Below are 15,621 nucleotides of genomic sequence, written 5' to 3'. Positions count from 1 at the left end.
ACAAAAATGGATTCAGTTAGTTTAATTTGCCTTGTTTTAGCAATAATATTTGAAATAGCAGGCACAACTTGTATGAAGTTGTCTCAAGGTTTCACTAAAATATTACCTTCCATCGGAATGTTTATTTTTTATGGATTATGCTTTACTTTTCTGACAATTTCTCTGAAAAAAATTGATCTTAGTGTGGCTTATTCCATTTGGTCAGGCTTAGGCACTTTCCTCATTTCTTTGATTGGTATTTTCTGGTTTAATGAGTCTAATAGTATAGTTAAACTTATTTCACTCGCCTTAATTATGATTGGTGTAATTGGGTTAAACTCAGGAAAATAAACTTAGGTATTCAACATGAATCAAGAAAAATATTTAAAAAACCGCGTGGCTCTGGTTACAGGTGGAGCATCAGGAATGGGTAAAGCGATGGCTCTGGCTTTTGCCCAAGCCGGGGCTGATGTGGCAATTGGCTCATTGTTGGCAATTGGTAACAGTCAAAAAGCTGAAGAATTAGTTTATTTACCTGGTGCTGAGGAATTAGAAACGACAAAAAAGGAAATTGAGGAGCTAGGAGTCAAAGCGATCGCTACTAATCTGGATGTTTGTTCAATGGACTCTGTACAAGCATTTTACGATCTAACCCTCAATACATTCGGCAAAATAGATATTCTGGCTAATGCTGCGGGAATTAGTGCGGAGCAGACGATCTGCGGTCATTCCGATCGGCTTTGGCATAAAGTGATAGATGTTAATCTGAATGGGGTTTATCGCACAATCAAGCTTTGTCTGCCTAGTATGATCGAGCAACGTTGGGGACGAATTATTAATATTGCCTCCACCGCAGCTTCAGTAGGCTCTCCTTCTAATGGTGCTTATTGTGCTGCTAAAGCAGGAGTAGTAGGTTTAACTCGTTGTGTAGCTTTAGAAGGTGCAGCACACGGCGTATCTTGTAATGCGATTAGTCCTGGTTGGGTGGAAACCAAATTTGGTAAAAGTTGGATGACACATATTGCTGAAACAGTAGACGAACAAAATCCCGATCGATATATTGAACAAACAAAAGAGATTAATCCTCAAAAACGAATGATTCAGCCTCAAGAAATTGGAGCATTGGCAGCCTTTTTGTGTCGGGAAGAAGCTTTTGGGATTACAATGCAGGAGCTAACTGTATCAGGAGGTTCACTTTGGTAGTGACTCTTAACTACTGTCAATATTGAACAAGAAGATTATAAATCTATTAAATCTTTAAGTTGGACACGAGTCGTTCCAGCAGTTCAACAAGGCATAACTTGCGGTCAACTCTGTAGGGTTTGGGCGTGAGTCGTACGTTAGCGAAGCCTCCCGCAGCCCATCGCTCCACAGCAAAAGGGACTACTTAGAATTTATGGCATAACCGCGCCTGGCGGTTGCTATAACAATGAATTAATGGAAATCAACAAACTCCAGTGGAGAACCGGGGTATAATCAAAAGTGAGGAGTGAGAATTTTGAACTCAAAATTGAGCATGATTCTAAAATCTGACTTCGGGGTTGAGAATTCTGGTATTTTCAAGTGCAATTATGGTCGAACTCTCCTGTAAAAGCGAATACGCAATCTTGGCTTTGCTGGAACTGGCAGATTGCTACGATGAAGGCGAGCCGTTGCAAATTCGCCAGATAGCGGCTCAGCAAAATATTCCCGATCGATATTTAGAACAGTTGCTGGCTACCATGAGACGCAGCGGGCTGATTCGCAGCCAGCGAGGAGCTAAAGGTGGTTATATCCTGGCGCGGGAACCGTGGAAAATTACACTCCTGGAAATTATCAACTGTCTCGAAGGCTCAGAGTTCGATCGCTCCGAAAAAGACTCGCCTGCTCAAACAGTAGAAAGTGCTGTGATTTGGGAAGTTTGGCAGGAAGCGCGATCGACTGCTAACTCAGTGTTGCAAAAATATACGCTACAGGATCTGCGCGAAAAACGCAATGGCAGGCGGCAGCTCGATATTATGTATTACATCTAGTTAGTATCGGCAACTAGGAATTAAGATTTACTTTCAACAACCAACTGACAAAGATTATGCGCATTGCTGGCGACATTACAGAATTGGTGGGGCACACACCCCTGGTGCAACTCAACCGCATTCCCCAAGCCGAAGGCTGCTTGGCTCGGATTGTGGTCAAACTCGAAGGCATGAATCCGGCAGCATCGGTAAAAGACCGGATTGGTGTCAATATGGTGAATCAAGCCGAGGCAGAAGGGCTGATTACTCCAGGCAAAACGGTTTTAGTCGAACCGACTTCTGGCAATACCGGAATTGCTTTGGCAATGGTGGCGGCGGCTAAGGGCTACCAGTTGATTTTGACAATGCCGGATACGATGAGCACGGAACGCCGATCGATGTTACGAGCTTACGGGGCCCAACTCGAACTGACTCCCGGCATTGAAGGCATGAGCGGCTGCATTCGGCGCGCTCAGGAGATTGTAGACAAAACTCCGAACGCCTATATGTTGCAGCAGTTTCGGAATCCAGCCAACCCGGACGTTCACCGTTCGACAACGGCTGAGGAAATTTGGGCAGATACCGACGGCGAAGTGGATTTCTTGATTGCGGGAGTCGGCACTGGCGGCACGATTACGGGTGTTGCAGAGGTGATTAAGTCGCGGAAACCTGAGTTTAAGGCGATCGCCGTTGAACCGGCCAACTCTCAGGTACTGTCTGGGGGAAAGCCAGGGCCTCACAAAATTCAAGGTATCGGTGCTGGTTTTGTACCGCCGGTGCTCAACGTCAATGCGATCGACGAAGTGATAATTGTAACGGATGACGAGGCGATCGCCTACGGGCGCCGCTTGGCCAGAGAAGAAGGACTTTTGTCCGGTATTTCCAGCGGTGCGGCGCTGTGTGCGGCATTGAAAGTGGGCAAGCGTCCCGAAAATGCAGGCAAATTGATTGTGATGATTCAGCCTAGCTTCGGCGAACGCTATCTCAGCACTCCCTTGTTCCAAGATCCAGAACTGAATCTGGCGGTGGCTGTCAACTAGACTAGCCTCCGATCCCGAGTCCCAAAAACTCAAAGCAGGGCGTACAGTGTACGCCCTGCTTGGCTTTTTATACCAATTATGAAAAATTATTCAACTGTATTTGTAGGGTGTTTCGCTTGCTCGAAAAATCTCTAAATTAAATCAAGGGTGGGGCACTCTTGCTATCACCATTGAATATTCCAGGTGCGTCGCTATTAGATTGTCGGTCTTTCTTGAGGATTGTGGATGGCGACACACCCTACGGAAGACTGTTGTATGAAGGCCTGAAAATTGGTATTAGATCCCACATTCCGCACTCTGAATTGTCACGTCAAAAGCTGTTCTGATCGCTCCTTTTTTTGACGCAGTTCAGCCGTGCGCCGTCCATCAAGATTAAATAAACTCGCCAGAAGATCACCAGCGAGCTTATTCTAGACTTGATTAAAGTGAATAAACAGGATATCAATTATTGTTTTGATTCTGGAGACGATAGCGCCAGTTGACAACCGGCTGACGCACATTATTATTTGCAGCTTCTTGAGGAGGAGCAGTGTAACTATCAATTAATTCTTGAGCGCCACCCTTATAAGCTTTGCTTGCAGACTTAACCGTCCATCCTCCATCTTGGCGGTATAGTTCAGCCAGGATCACTGCTGTTTCAACAGAGTAATTATCTGCAAGATTGCAGCGTAGAATTTCTTCTTGAGTCTGATCGTTAACTAAGCGCACAAACACATTTTCTACTTGTCCAAAATTTTGCTTGCGTTCTTCTCCGTCACTAATCATTACAGTGAAAATAATTTTTTTTACCTCAGCAGGCACTCTTTTTAAATTAACTTTAATGACTTCATCATCGCCGTCACCTTCACCTGTGGAGTTATCCCCCATGTGTTGAACTGATTGACTTGGATCGGGGCTTGTGAGATTATTGTAAAAAATTACATGATCGTCAGAAATTAGCTTTTCGTTAGCACCTAAAAGTAATGCAACGGCATCTAAATCGTAATTGGTATCGCTATTAGATGGAACGTCCCATCCCAAACCGAAAAAGACTTCCGAAAGACCGGGGTTAGTTTTGCTAAGCGAGAGGCCTTGTCCTTTGCCCAAAGAAATTCCCATAATCTAACTTGCTTCCTGAAATTCAAAGTTTAATAAAAATTCTAATGTACCAATAGATTGCACCATCAATCTGTGATATAATTTTATATATGTTAATAAATCTTAAATAAATGCGGGCGTACTTTACACGGGCGATCGCATCTAACAGGGAAAACTGCTGCAAAGAGAGGATAGCGGTACAAAAGTCAAGTTTTTTCGCGATCGGATATGCAGACGCCAGTTGTATCGAATTACAATTAACAGAACGGTGAGGAGTGATAATTCAAGAGCATGGCCCCATACACAAATCCCTGGCTGTCCAACAAAAATTATCCCACTGGGAAAGCCCGGATTGTACATTTTATTTTGATCTGAATACTGTTGCTGGATGAACAATGCTTTACTTACCTTGATTTTTTTATGCCATCTAATTAATACCAATTAAAAAAAATATTGCCAGAATGATTAATAGTATACAAATTATCTTTCATTTGCATAACTCCCGGCCCGACTTAGGCTCAGCCTTTTCCCTAAAGATGAGAGCAGATAATTTCTATGTAACCATGTTTTTCATAATTGGTATAACTCAAGCCTTCTGACTTCTGCTATATAAGTCGCTAATGTCGAGCGGCTTGCCACTTCAACAGCATCAATGTTTTTCTAAAATAGTTTTTCTAAAATAGATTTATGCTACTCTAAAAACAGAGGTTTTTTACCGACAATGTTTGACATTTATATCACATAAATACCTAATACATTAGCAAATAATGATATCTTTGTCAAGCAGTTTTTCGCAAATTATCCAGATTTCAAGGAAATAATAGCGTGGCTTCCGTTACCAATCACTACAAAACCCTAAAGATTAGCCCAACCGCAACACAAGCCGAGATTAAACAAGCATACCGCCGTTTAGTCAAAATATTTCATCCAGACAGCAACAGCTCGACAGCCGGTCACGAAGAGATTGTTCGCCTGAATGCCGCCTATGAAATATTAGGAGACGCCCAGCAAAGACAATCTTACGATCGCCAAATTTCCCAGCCAACCGAACAGCCATCACCCTACGCACCAAACGTCAGCCGCCAGCGACAACAAGCAGCACGGGACGCCGACGAACACATGGAACAGTGGTTGATTAAAGTATATAAACCAGTCAATCGAATGCTCAACAGCATCTTGAAGCCGCTTAAAAAGGAAATAAACGAATTGTCAGCAGATCCGTTCGATGACGAACTGATCGAAAAGTTTCAAGTTTATATCGAAACCAGCCGCGACTTTCTTTCAAAAGCTCAAAACTTTCTAAGATTGATGCCCAATCCATCTAATGTAGCCGGAGTTGCAGCCCATCTCTACTACTGCATCAATCAAGTGGGAGATGGCATAGAAGAATTGCATTTATTTACCCTCAATTATGACGATCGCCATTTGCACACAGGTCAAGAATTATTTAGAATTGCCGCTAGACTGCGGCGGGAAGCACAGGAGGAATTGAAAATTAGAAGTTAGTTAGTTGAAGGAGAGGGGGAGAGGGGGAGAATGGGAGAATGGGAGAGGGGGAAATTGCCCAATTACCAATTACCAATTACCAATGCCCGATGCCCTCTTTGGCCGATGCCCCATGCCCTCTTTGGCCGATGCCCCATGCCCCATGCCCGATGCCCAATGCCTCCTGACTATTCAATGTCAAATTCCAAAAAGAACTTGAATTCGCTTCCGAATTTTAATAAAAGGAGTTTGTTCCAGAGAGTCATCATCTAACAATCCCAAATCTCTCAAAGCTTGCTGGCGTTGCGACAATTTTTGAGCAATCTGATCGGCTAAATTCGGCTGTTCTTTTAAAAGTTTTTGCAAGTCGTGGCGTTCCACCACAAACAAAATTGTATCTTCCCTAGTTTTAACAGTGGCCGTTCTCGGAGTGCCCAACAGCAAAGAGATTTCCCCAAAAAACTCGCCCTCGTGAAGCGTCGCAATATACTGATCGGCTTTTTGAGAAAGAACTTCCACAGCACCCGAAAGAATAATATAAAAAGAATCGCCAGGGTCATTTTCTTGACAGACAACCTGTCCCGCTGGAAACAGTTGTCGGTAGCCGTATTCAATTAACTGCCGCAGTTCTAAATCTGTACACTGATCGAAATAAGTTACTCGCCGCAACAAATCTCGCAGCGTCCAATTATTAGGCGATTTAGGCCCTGGTTTTTTATGATCGTACAAGGTGGAATTAGATTTTAGTTCTCCTGAATGTTGGGCATTTTGCGGAAAAACTTTGCCATTGGAAAGGTCGTCTTTGTGATTTTGAAAATGTTTAGTTAACTCTTGTGGGTTTCGCAGCCATAAATCTCTCTGGGGAAAAGGAATTTCGATGCTGCGGTGGCGAAATTCGTAATCTATTAAAAAATTGACAGCACTTTTAATGGCATCGCTTTCCTGCGGTTGGTCAATCCATACTAAAAGTTCAAAATTTAAAGCGTTGTCTCCAAACCCGCGAAACCATACTTTAGGAGAAGGATGGGACAAGACATTAGGTTCCATCCGCGCCGCAATTAATAGCGCTTCGGTAACTATTACTGGGTCAGAGCCGTAAGCAACGCCGACGGGGATGTGGAGGCGGCATCTGGGGTCTCTATAACTCCAGTTAATAATGTTAGTTTCGACAAACTTAATATTTGGGATAATGACAAACAGTCCGTCAATTGTTTTAATAATTGTGGAGCGAATCGAAATTGTTTCTACTGTCCCTAATAAGTTATCTATTTCAATAAAGTCTCCGACTCGAATTTGGTGTTCCAAGAGCAGAGTAAGACCGCTGATAAAGTTGCTGGCTAGATTTTGCATACCGAAGCCAAAACCAATGCCAACGACGCCAGCTAAGACGGTGAGAGAAGTTAGGTTTATTCCGGCACCTTGCAGAACTATTATACAACCAAAAGTTGCTAAAATATAGCTAATGATGGTAGAAATTGCTTCTCGACTGCCGCGATCCAATCCCATCCGAACTAGCAGGATGCGCTTGATTCCTTCACTAAGGATTCGAGCTACAATGAAGGCAAATATAGCTAAGATTATCAGTTTGACAATCTCGCTGATGGACAGATGAGTGTCCCCGACATAAAATAGCGGGGTTGTGATCGCACCGGACAAATTTTCAAAAAAGCGATCGGCTCGTTCAGTAATCCAATTCATTAATATTTGGTAATTGGTGAGGGGTGATGGGTGATTAGTTTTGGTTGCAATTGAACCGCCAACTGCTAACTGTTGCAGAGTTTAGGCGAAAAAGTCGAACTGTGGAGCGATCGCCAGTTGCAACTGGCGATCGCACTTTCTTAAAGCCTCGCAACACCAGTTCCCCAAAAAAATGCAACTTGCTTGTAAGGGCCAAACCCTGATGGGATAAATCATCCCCATCGACAATCTAAAATCGAAAATGGGATTACTGATGGAAAAGCCACGAATGACGAGAAACTGTTTTGTAGCGGTATTTTCTGCCGGATATCAGTCTTGTGGCGTAAAATAGGCCCTGCGGCTGTCGCGGCGACGTGTTGCCAATATCTGGAAAATTGGTAGAAATTCATCTAGAGCACCCTCAAATTATCGAAAAATTCGAGCAAAAATTGGTTTATCCTTAAGAAGTAAGTCCTTTACAGAACTTAACAAGCTTACCCTAATTGACTTTTATGCAGTGCATCATCAATCGTCGGGCACAGTTTTCGGCGAGTCACCGGTACTGGTTGCCGGAGTTGAGCGAAGCCGAGAACTTTGAACGGTTTGGCCCAACTGCCCGCGCACCGGGACACGGACATAATTACGTTCTTTACGTTTCCATGATAGGAGAACTCGACGAGTACGGCATGGTGCTCAACCTGTCTGATGTCAAACACGTCATCAAGCGGGAAGTTACCAAGGATCTCGATTTTTCCTACCTTAACGAAGCGTGGCCGGAATTTGAGCAGACTCTGCCAACTACCGAAAACATAGCACGGCAAATTTGGCTGCGGCTAGCTCCTCATTTGCCTGTGAGCAAAATTCAATTGTTTGAACACCCGGAACTTTGGGCTGAATATTTAGGAAACGACATGGAAGCTTATCTAACTCTGTCCACTCATTTTAGCGCCGCCCATCGGTTGGCTCGTCCCGATTTGAGTTTTGAAGAAAACTCGGAAATTTACGGCAAGTGTGCTCGTCCTAACGGTCACGGTCACAACTATCATTTAGAGGTGACTGTTAAAGGGGAAATTGATGCGCGGACTGGGATGATTGCTGATTTGGGAGCTTTGCAAAAAGCTGTTGATGATTATGTTGTTGAACCTTTCGATCACACTTTTTTAAATAAGGATATTGCTTATTTTGAGAAGGTGGTGCCGACGGCGGAGAATATTGCGGTTCGGATCGGGCAATTGTTGCGATCGCCCGTTCGGGAATTGGGTGCAGAGTTGCACAAGATTAAGCTGATTGAAAGTCCGAATAATAGCTGCGAAATTTACGGTGCAGATTTGGATGCAGCCCAGGCCCAAAGTCAGCAACCTTCAGCGGTTTTAGTTGGGGTTTAAAGCTAAAAATTGGCTGGGTTGGGGCGGGTTCACCCGGATTTTTGGCTAATTGTGCAAATTGGTGAAGCCGCCCCGATGATTCCGAGGGTAATTTGAGCCGGATTAGGGGCGAGAATACATTCTTGGACAAAAGTTCCACGGCCAGAATTATTGCCACTTTTCCTGACAAGTCAGACGCAACCTGTATTTTGGAGATAGTAAGCCAGCATTCCTCATCTCAGTTATTGTCGCTGCTGAGAATATGAGGTCGATCGCCCGATCGCTGACAAACAAGCACTAATTTCTCCTAAGTGAGTTGACGTTTATGCGAGTCTCAAATGTAGCTCTTTTGACTCTGGCCGCCCTCGCATCCCAGAATATAACTGCGAATACTAACGCCGCTCCGGCTGCACCTCCCATCTCTGGTGGGACACCGCAGGCCAGCAACTTTGTTGATGCCATAAATAATACAGTATCTCGTCCGGCGGAGTCAATGAGCGCGCCCGAGACGATCGCCGACGAACAATTTTCCCCACGAATTGCGGTAAAATCCCAGACTGGTTTGCTGGTAGCAGCGGCCGGGCCGGAGTTATCTCCTGCTGTCAAAAAAACCAAGGCGAATACTCCTGCTGTATCCGGCGATGAACTCACAAAATCTTTACAAGAAACCTGGCTGGCTAAATTAATCGAAACCGGAGTTAAAAGCAGTCCCCAAGTTCGCGACGCTTTTGATGTTATCTCTCTGCGTACAGGCAGTGAAGAATCTGGATATGGTTTTAATAATACCATAACTCTGCTGAATATTTTGTTAATTCTCGGTACTGTCTTTCCACCGATGACAATTGCCTTTTTTTGGATGTTCCGGCGGCTGGTAGTCAAACAGTTGGTGAGGGATGCCAATCAAAGATTGCAGGGCATTGGCGTGCTGGAATCAGAGCTGCTCAATTCTCGCCAACTGACTCAAAAAATGAGGGATGAATTAGAGGCACAAATGAGTGCAGCTAAACAATCACTTGATTTTTTAACTAGAGAAACTGAACTTTCCAAATCTTCCGTCGAGCAAATCGAGACTCTCAAATCTCAATTTGTCATGCGCCTGCAAGTGTTGGTGACAGAAGTTGACGAGAAAAAATCTCAAATTGTGCAAGAAATTTCCCAGGTTCCGGCAATTGTTGCCAAAGAAGCTGTCAAACTCGCACCTCAACCGCAGTTAAACAATTCCCAAAATTCGCCAACTGCACCTGCTAGTGACGGAGAAAATTTGATTGCGGACGATGATATCAAGCAAGCCGAAGGGCTTTATTTTCAAGGCAATTATGATGAGGCATTAGTCTGCCTCGAAAAAGCTATTTTAGCGAATAATAATTTGGATGAGGCTTGGTATTGGCGCGGAAATGTGTTAATAAGATTGCAGCGCCATGAAGAAGCACTCGCCTGTTACGACCAAGCAATATTAATTAAACCGGATCACTACGAAGTGTGGTATAATAAAGCATATTTGCTGGGAAAATTGCAGAGGTGCGAAGAGGCGATCGCCTGTTACGAGCGAGCAAGTGCGAGCGAGTCCAGAAAATACGGTTGTTGGCACAGCATAGCAGCTTTGTTGGGTAAGTTGCAGCATTACGAAGAGGCGATCGCCAGTTACGATCGCGCCCTGGCTATCAAAACAACTGATAGCGAAATTTGGCACAACCGAGGCGCGATGCTGGGTAAAGTACAGCAGCACGCAGCAGCAGTCGATTCTTACGATCGCGCTCTTGCTCTCAATCCCAAGAGATACGAGACTTGGTACAACCGAGGTAATATGCTGTGGAGACTGCTCCGCTACAGCGATGCGGTTGATTCTTACGATCGGGCTTTGGGCATCCGGGCCGACAGATACGAAGTTTGGTACAATAAAGGCGCTGTGCTGGGAAAAATGCAGCGCTATCAAGATGCGATCGCATCCTACGACAAAGCAATTGCCATTAAACCGCAGGATTTTGAATTGTGGCACAACCGAGGCACAGCTTTCGAGAAACTCTCGCAGCACGAAGCAGCAATTGCATCTTACGAACAAGCAATTACGCTTAATTCCGAGTGTTACGAAGCTTGGTTTGGGAAAGGCGAATCCTTGGCAAAATTGCAGCGCAATCAAGAAGCGATCGCAGCTTATGAAAAAGCGATCGCGATTCAGCCCGAATCCTACGATGCTTGGCACCACTGCGGTACAGCGTTGTCGCAATTAAAGCGCTACGAAGAAGCAATGGCAGCTTACGATCGAGCGATCGCCATCAAGCCAGAAAATGCCGAAGCTTGGCGCGATCGAGGCACAATTGCCTCAGAATTAAAACAGGATACAGAAGAATTTACCGCAGGCGAAAAAGATACTCAAAACCAGCAACAATCCGACGAATCTTCGCAGAGTTAGGTGTAAGGTGCAGCGCAACAGAACTGTATTGGAATATTATTGGCAAAAATGGTAAACTTATGCCAAATGCTAAAAAAGGAGAATAGTTATGTCTGTGAAAATGCAAAGACGGCTATTTACAGTGCAAGAATATCACCTGATGAGTGAGGCTGGCGTTTTTAGCGATCGCGAACGAGTGGAACTTATCGAAGGAGAAATTATCCAAATGGCAGCAATTGGTAGGCGCCACGCCGCCCGTGTCGATCGCCTTACAGAGTTTTTTGGCGATCGGGTGCGAACACGTGCTATTATCCGGGTGCAAAATCCGATTAGTCTTGGCGATAATTCTGAACCTCAACCTGATATTGCTTTAGTACAACGTCGCGCTGATTTTTACGAAGAATCCCTGCCAAATAGCGAGGATGTTTTGCTGTTGGTAGAGGTAGCAGATAGTACCGTTAATTATGACCGGGATGTGAAAGTACCGAATTATGCGCGATCGGGGATTCAGGAAGTATGGTTGTGGGATCTTGAGGTTAATTGTTTAGAAGTGTACCGCAATCCCACGGCAAATGGCTATAGTTCAATACAAAAGTTTGAGCGGGGACAACAAGTTTCGCCGCTGGCTTTTCCCGATTTTGCAGTCAGTATTGATTTAATCTTGGGTTAGGGTAATTCCCTAGGAATAGCTGCGCCGCGCGTACAGGACAATATTGAATACTACAGACGAACATGGTAAACTTAGATCGACTGTTTACAAAGGAGAATAGTTATGTCTGTTCAAATAAAAAGACGACTATTTACAGTGCAAGAATATCACCTGATGAGTGAGGCTGGTGTTTTTGGTGAAGATGACAGAGTTGAATTGATCGAAGGAGAAATTATCGAAATGGCAGCAATTGGGACTCGTCATGCAAGTTGTGTAAAGCGTCTGATCGCTGTGTTCTCCGATCTGGAGAGAAGACGTGCTATTTTGGGTGTTCAAGATCCAATTCAGTTGTCAGAAAGGACTGAACCTCAACCGGATGTTGTCTTGCTGCAACCTCGTTCTGACTACTACGCTACAGCGCATCCAATACCGTCTGAAGTGTTGCTTTTAGTAGAAGTCTCAGATAGCACTGTTGATTTCGATCGCGATATGAAAGTACCGAACTATGCGCGATCGGGCATTCAGGAAGTATGGTTGTGGGAGCTTGAGGAAAACTGTTTAGAAGTTTACCGCGAGCCTGCGGCAAATGGCTATACTTTAATACAAAAATTTGAACGAGGTCAACAAGTTGCGCCGCTGGCTTTTCCCGATTTTGCAGTGAGTATTGATTTAATCTTGGGTTAGGGCGAACGGACTTTTTGCAAACACATAACTTACAATTCAGACCTTGAACCCTACAGGAATTCCGTCATTATTTACTGCATTGATTTTCGATCAACTCAATTACCTTAATAGCCCGAGCGTAGTAACTTTTTATCTGACTGTAGCTGATTCCAACTGAACCACCATGTGCAATCTGATTCCTGTTATTGGCAATACTATCAACTGCATCTTTTAGTTCACCTTCTGTTTCGCGCCTCAGATCATTTTCCCACTCTTTGCTAAACAACCCTGTTAATTGAATAATTTTCTCCATCTTAGGATTCTGAAAATCCTCTAGCTTCCCCTCAACAAAGTTAGCCACTTGTGGTATGGCTTTATTTCTAGCATACTCTCTATAAATTATACGCACAGAAGTCTCTAAAAATCCCGATACTAAAATACATAAATATCTAGCCCAATGAGATTGAATATCGGTATCTGCTGAGAAAGCTGTAATTTTTTTAAATAAATTGTCAAGTCTCTGCTTATTGCTGATGATGTCTTTGTTTTTCATTACAATGCAGCAAAAACTTTGGTAGCAATTTCAATTCTACTATTAACAGCATCCTCCTCAGTAGTACGAGCTGTATCAACTGTCAAACGACGGAATTTTTCGTCATTCAAAAGTTTTTGATATAGATCTTTTAATGTTTCGCTGTTATCAATTTTACCTTGTTCTAATCTGCGGGCTATACCTATCATCACAGCGTCAAAAACAGCAGCATTAATCAACTTATTGGGTTTAAAAGCTCGCTCACCTAGAGATTGATGAATAACTTCAATAGTTGGCTCAAATGTTTGTTTTATTTGAGGCGATGAATATAACTTTAAACGTTGATTTTTACCCATAAATTGATTGAGAAATTCTTTCATTGGCTTGTGATAATTATCACCATTAAAATATAGTGCCAAAAATCGAAGAATAAGTTCTTCATCCCGCATTCTTGAGTCAGATTTTCCAAAAATGTCTCGCCATGAATTATTTTCATTTAATTCTTTAAGTAAATCTTTGAATTCCCCATGATAAATACAGGCTCTAATTTCTTGAGAGGTGAGTATTTTACCCCCTGTATTCAACCGTTCAAAAATATGATAGATGCTACTGTTATCATCAGAAGGCTCATCTTGCTTGACAATCGTAGCGTGTAATATCGAATCATCCAAACTCCGCCGATATTCTGATGGCAAAGACTTGTATGTAGCCCCCTCAAACTTTGACTGCACATTTTTTAGGGCAAACTCTCTTTTGGTGGGGTCAAAGATTCCCTCATAAAAATACTGAAGTGTACGCAACCTCTGCAATCCATCAATCACTAACAACTTGTGCGTGTCTTGCTCTTTTGAGAGGAATATTCCTGGAACCGGAAGACCTAGCAAAAGAGATTCGATAAAACGGGAGGCATCATTAATTTTCCAGACATAAGCCCTTTGGAATGAAGGGACATATATGCTGCCGTCTTGGATGCGTCTAACAAGACTATCAAGGGTATAGTCCGCTCCATAACTGGTGATGGAGTATCTGAAGATAATTTTTTCATCTGACTCCTCTTCCAGACTATTTTCAATCAAGTTTTCCTCCTTGATAGTTTCTTGCTCTTGTGTCGTAATTGTCTGACCTCGATCTGACATACCGCTTTACCTACTCTGAATTACTCTATTATAGCCAATCCTCTTTCGCCCTCGCTCGCTCCCTCATCTATCTCTCAATATTAAGATTTCCTTACTTGCTGCTGTCGCGCGCCGAAATCGGTGATACAATCAACAGCTTAGCTAGGGGTGCCCGAAGATCCGGGCTGAGAAAACACCCTTAGAACCTGAGTCTGGGTAATACCAGCGGAGGGAAGCTGTTTATTAAGGACATAAGATATGCGTACCGAATGGATCGCTAAGCGTCAGGGGCACAGCAACGTATCTCAAATGCACTACGCCCGTCAAGGTGTCATCACTGAGGAAATGGACTATGTTGCTAAGCGAGAAAATCTCCCAGCAGAATTGATCCGCGCCGAAGTAGCACGGGGACGGATGATTATTCCGGCTAACATCAATCATACGAATTTGGAACCGATGGCGATCGGCATTGCGTCTAAATGCAAAGTCAATGCTAACATCGGTGCATCTCCGAACTCTTCCAATATGGAAGAAGAAGTTGACAAGCTTAAACTAGCAGTTAAATACGGTGCTGATACCGTGATGGATTTGTCCACCGGCGGCGGCAATTTGGATGAAATTCGCACTACGATTATCAAAGCTTCACCGGTTCCCATCGGCACTGTACCGATTTACCAAGCTTTAGAAAGCGTTCACGGTAATATGGAAAGTCTGACGGCGAACGACTTCCTGCATATCATTGACAAACACGCTCAACAAGGTGTTGATTACCAAACAATTCACGCCGGAATTCTGATTGAGCATTTACCCTTGGTGAGAAATCGGATTACTGGGATTGTCTCTCGCGGCGGTGGGATTTTGGCGCGGTGGATGCTGCACCACCACAAACAAAATCCTCTCTACACTCACTTTAACGACATCATTGAAATCTTCAAAAAATACGATGTTTCGTTTAGTTTGGGAGATTCTTTGCGCCCCGGTTGCACTCACGATGCGTCGGATGAAGCTCAATTAGCCGAACTCAAAACTTTGGGACAATTAACTCGCAAAGCTTGGGAACATGACGTGCAGGTAATGGTGGAAGGCCCTGGCCACGTACCTATGGATCAAATTGAGTTTAATGTCAAGAAACAAATGGAGGAATGCTCGGAAGCACCCTTCTATGTTTTGGGGCCGTTGGTGACTGATATTGCACCTGGATACGACCACATTACCTCAGCGATTGGGGCGGCGATGGCTGGTTGGTACGGTACTGCTATGCTGTGCTACGTGACACCGAAGGAACACTTGGGATTGCCGAATGCTGAGGATGTCAGAAACGGGCTGATTGCTTACAAAATTGCGGCTCACGCTGCGGATATTGCGCGCGGCCGTCCGGGTGCGCGCGATCGCGATGACGAACTCTCGAAAGCGCGTTACAATTTCGATTGGAACCGTCAATTTGAGCTATCGCTCGATCCAGAAAGAGCGCGGGAATATCACGACGAAACTTTGCCGGCGGATATCTACAAAACTGCGGAGTTCTGTTCGATGTGCGGGCCTAAGTTCTGTCCGATGCAGACGAAAGTTGATGCCGATGCTTTGACTGAGTTGGAGAAGTTTCTTGCTAAGGAACCTGTAGCGCTAAGCTAATATTAATCAGGTGGGCATTGCCCACCTT

At 44.1% G+C, this 15,621-nt stretch carries 14 protein-coding genes and 1 riboswitch; of the genes, 10 read left to right on the top strand and 4 right to left on the bottom strand.

Annotated features, from left to right (window positions below; genetic code table 11):
• The first annotated feature begins 6 nt into the window (after window positions 1-6).
• The 4 genes from QUB64_RS20560 (at window position 7) to cysK (ending at window position 3,010) form a co-directional block, all read left to right on the top strand.
• A complete protein-coding gene (locus tag QUB64_RS20560; protein WP_333274220.1) occupies window positions 7-330 on the top strand; it encodes a DMT family transporter in 324 nt (107 codons plus the stop codon).
• 15 nt (window positions 331-345) lie between these two features.
• Window positions 346-1,182 carry an SDR family NAD(P)-dependent oxidoreductase gene (locus tag QUB64_RS20555; RefSeq protein ID WP_333274222.1) on the top strand — a complete coding sequence of 279 codons (837 nt, stop codon included), beginning with the start codon at window positions 346-348 and terminating at the stop codon, window positions 1,180-1,182.
• A gap of 368 nt (window positions 1,183-1,550) precedes the next feature.
• Window positions 1,551-1,991, top strand: coding sequence for an Rrf2 family transcriptional regulator (locus QUB64_RS20550; RefSeq protein ID WP_333274225.1), 441 nt, complete (start codon window positions 1,551-1,553; stop codon window positions 1,989-1,991).
• A 56-nt stretch (window positions 1,992-2,047) separates the two neighbouring features.
• Complete coding sequence (gene cysK, locus QUB64_RS20545; RefSeq protein ID WP_333274227.1) at window positions 2,048-3,010, top strand: cysteine synthase A; 963 nt, start codon at window positions 2,048-2,050, stop codon at window positions 3,008-3,010.
• 441 nt (window positions 3,011-3,451) lie between these two features.
• Here cysK and QUB64_RS20540 read toward each other — a convergent pair whose 3' ends face one another.
• Complete coding sequence (locus QUB64_RS20540; protein WP_333274229.1) at window positions 3,452-4,108, bottom strand: TerD family protein; 657 nt, start codon at window positions 4,106-4,108, stop codon at window positions 3,452-3,454.
• Window positions 4,109-4,912: 804 nt separating this feature from the next.
• Between QUB64_RS20540 and QUB64_RS20535 the strand changes: the two genes are divergently transcribed.
• Window positions 4,913-5,593: a J domain-containing protein gene (locus QUB64_RS20535; protein ID WP_333274232.1), complete on the top strand. Its 681-nt coding sequence runs from the start codon at window positions 4,913-4,915 to the stop codon at window positions 5,591-5,593.
• 177 nt (window positions 5,594-5,770) lie between these two features.
• On the opposite strand, the gene QUB64_RS20530 is transcribed toward QUB64_RS20535, so the two are convergent.
• Entirely contained in the window at window positions 5,771-7,270 is a 1,500-nt protein-coding gene (locus QUB64_RS20530; protein ID WP_333274235.1) for a cyclic nucleotide-binding domain-containing protein, read from the bottom strand.
• A 491-nt stretch (window positions 7,271-7,761) separates the two neighbouring features.
• Between QUB64_RS20530 and QUB64_RS20525 the strand changes: the two genes are divergently transcribed.
• The 4 genes from QUB64_RS20525 to QUB64_RS20510 all read left to right on the top strand — a co-directional run bounded on the left by QUB64_RS20525 (window position 7,762) and on the right by QUB64_RS20510 (window position 12,335).
• Window positions 7,762-8,634, top strand: coding sequence for a 6-carboxytetrahydropterin synthase (locus QUB64_RS20525; RefSeq protein ID WP_333274237.1), 873 nt, complete (start codon window positions 7,762-7,764; stop codon window positions 8,632-8,634).
• A gap of 304 nt (window positions 8,635-8,938) precedes the next feature.
• Window positions 8,939-11,023 carry a tetratricopeptide repeat protein gene (locus tag QUB64_RS20520; protein WP_333274239.1) on the top strand — a complete coding sequence of 695 codons (2,085 nt, stop codon included), beginning with the start codon at window positions 8,939-8,941 and terminating at the stop codon, window positions 11,021-11,023.
• A gap of 88 nt (window positions 11,024-11,111) precedes the next feature.
• Window positions 11,112-11,672 carry a Uma2 family endonuclease gene (locus QUB64_RS20515; protein ID WP_333274242.1) on the top strand — a complete coding sequence of 187 codons (561 nt, stop codon included), beginning with the start codon at window positions 11,112-11,114 and terminating at the stop codon, window positions 11,670-11,672.
• A gap of 102 nt (window positions 11,673-11,774) precedes the next feature.
• The gene (locus QUB64_RS20510; protein ID WP_333274244.1) at window positions 11,775-12,335 is read left to right on the top strand and encodes a Uma2 family endonuclease; all 561 of its coding nucleotides are present in this window, start codon (window positions 11,775-11,777) and stop codon (window positions 12,333-12,335) included.
• Window positions 12,336-12,402: 67 nt separating this feature from the next.
• On the opposite strand, the gene QUB64_RS20505 is transcribed toward QUB64_RS20510, so the two are convergent.
• Window positions 12,403-12,867: a HEPN domain-containing protein gene (locus QUB64_RS20505; protein ID WP_333274246.1), complete on the bottom strand. Its 465-nt coding sequence runs from the start codon at window positions 12,865-12,867 to the stop codon at window positions 12,403-12,405.
• Complete coding sequence (locus QUB64_RS20500; RefSeq protein ID WP_333274248.1) at window positions 12,867-13,982, bottom strand: DUF262 domain-containing protein; 1,116 nt, start codon at window positions 13,980-13,982, stop codon at window positions 12,867-12,869. The genes QUB64_RS20505 and QUB64_RS20500 overlap by 1 nt, the downstream gene beginning before the upstream one ends.
• 133 nt (window positions 13,983-14,115) lie before the next feature.
• Window positions 14,116-14,212, top strand: a riboswitch (TPP riboswitch).
• Between the two features lie 7 nt (window positions 14,213-14,219).
• Between QUB64_RS20500 and thiC the strand changes: the two genes are divergently transcribed.
• Window positions 14,220-15,593, top strand: a complete 1,374-nt coding sequence (gene thiC / locus QUB64_RS20495) for a phosphomethylpyrimidine synthase ThiC (RefSeq protein WP_333274250.1) — start codon at window positions 14,220-14,222, stop codon at window positions 15,591-15,593.
• The last annotated feature ends 28 nt before the right edge of the window (window positions 15,594-15,621 follow it).

The organism is Microcoleus sp. Aus8_D2 (genome assembly GCF_036702665.1).
GTDB lineage: Bacteria > Cyanobacteriota > Cyanobacteriia > Cyanobacteriales > Microcoleaceae > Microcoleus.
Note: the sequence above shows the minus strand (reverse complement) of the source record. Positions and strands in the feature narration are given on the sequence as shown.

Bases quoted from the DNA above. Each gene is read 5' to 3' on its own strand.
- QUB64_RS20510 (WP_333274244.1), top strand. From the start codon at position 11,775: ATGTCTGTTCAAATAAAAAGACGACTATTTACAGTGCAAGAATATCAC.
- QUB64_RS20515 (WP_333274242.1), top strand. From the start codon at position 11,112: ATGTCTGTGAAAATGCAAAGACGGCTATTTACAGTGCAAGAATATCAC.
- thiC (WP_333274250.1), top strand. From the start codon at position 14,220: ATGCGTACCGAATGGATCGCTAAGCGTCAGGGGCACAGCAACGTATCT.
- QUB64_RS20550 (WP_333274225.1), top strand. From the start codon at position 1,551: ATGGTCGAACTCTCCTGTAAAAGCGAATACGCAATCTTGGCTTTGCTG.
- QUB64_RS20555 (WP_333274222.1), top strand. From the start codon at position 346: ATGAATCAAGAAAAATATTTAAAAAACCGCGTGGCTCTGGTTACAGGT.
- cysK (WP_333274227.1), top strand. From the start codon at position 2,048: ATGCGCATTGCTGGCGACATTACAGAATTGGTGGGGCACACACCCCTG.
- QUB64_RS20540 (WP_333274229.1), bottom strand. From the start codon at position 4,108: ATGGGAATTTCTTTGGGCAAAGGACAAGGCCTCTCGCTTAGCAAAACT.
- QUB64_RS20530 (WP_333274235.1), bottom strand. From the start codon at position 7,270: ATGAATTGGATTACTGAACGAGCCGATCGCTTTTTTGAAAATTTGTCC.
- QUB64_RS20520 (WP_333274239.1), top strand. From the start codon at position 8,939: ATGCGAGTCTCAAATGTAGCTCTTTTGACTCTGGCCGCCCTCGCATCC.
- QUB64_RS20525 (WP_333274237.1), top strand. From the start codon at position 7,762: ATGCAGTGCATCATCAATCGTCGGGCACAGTTTTCGGCGAGTCACCGG.
- QUB64_RS20500 (WP_333274248.1), bottom strand. From the start codon at position 13,982: ATGTCAGATCGAGGTCAGACAATTACGACACAAGAGCAAGAAACTATC.
- QUB64_RS20505 (WP_333274246.1), bottom strand. From the start codon at position 12,867: ATGAAAAACAAAGACATCATCAGCAATAAGCAGAGACTTGACAATTTA.
- QUB64_RS20560 (WP_333274220.1), top strand. From the start codon at position 7: ATGGATTCAGTTAGTTTAATTTGCCTTGTTTTAGCAATAATATTTGAA.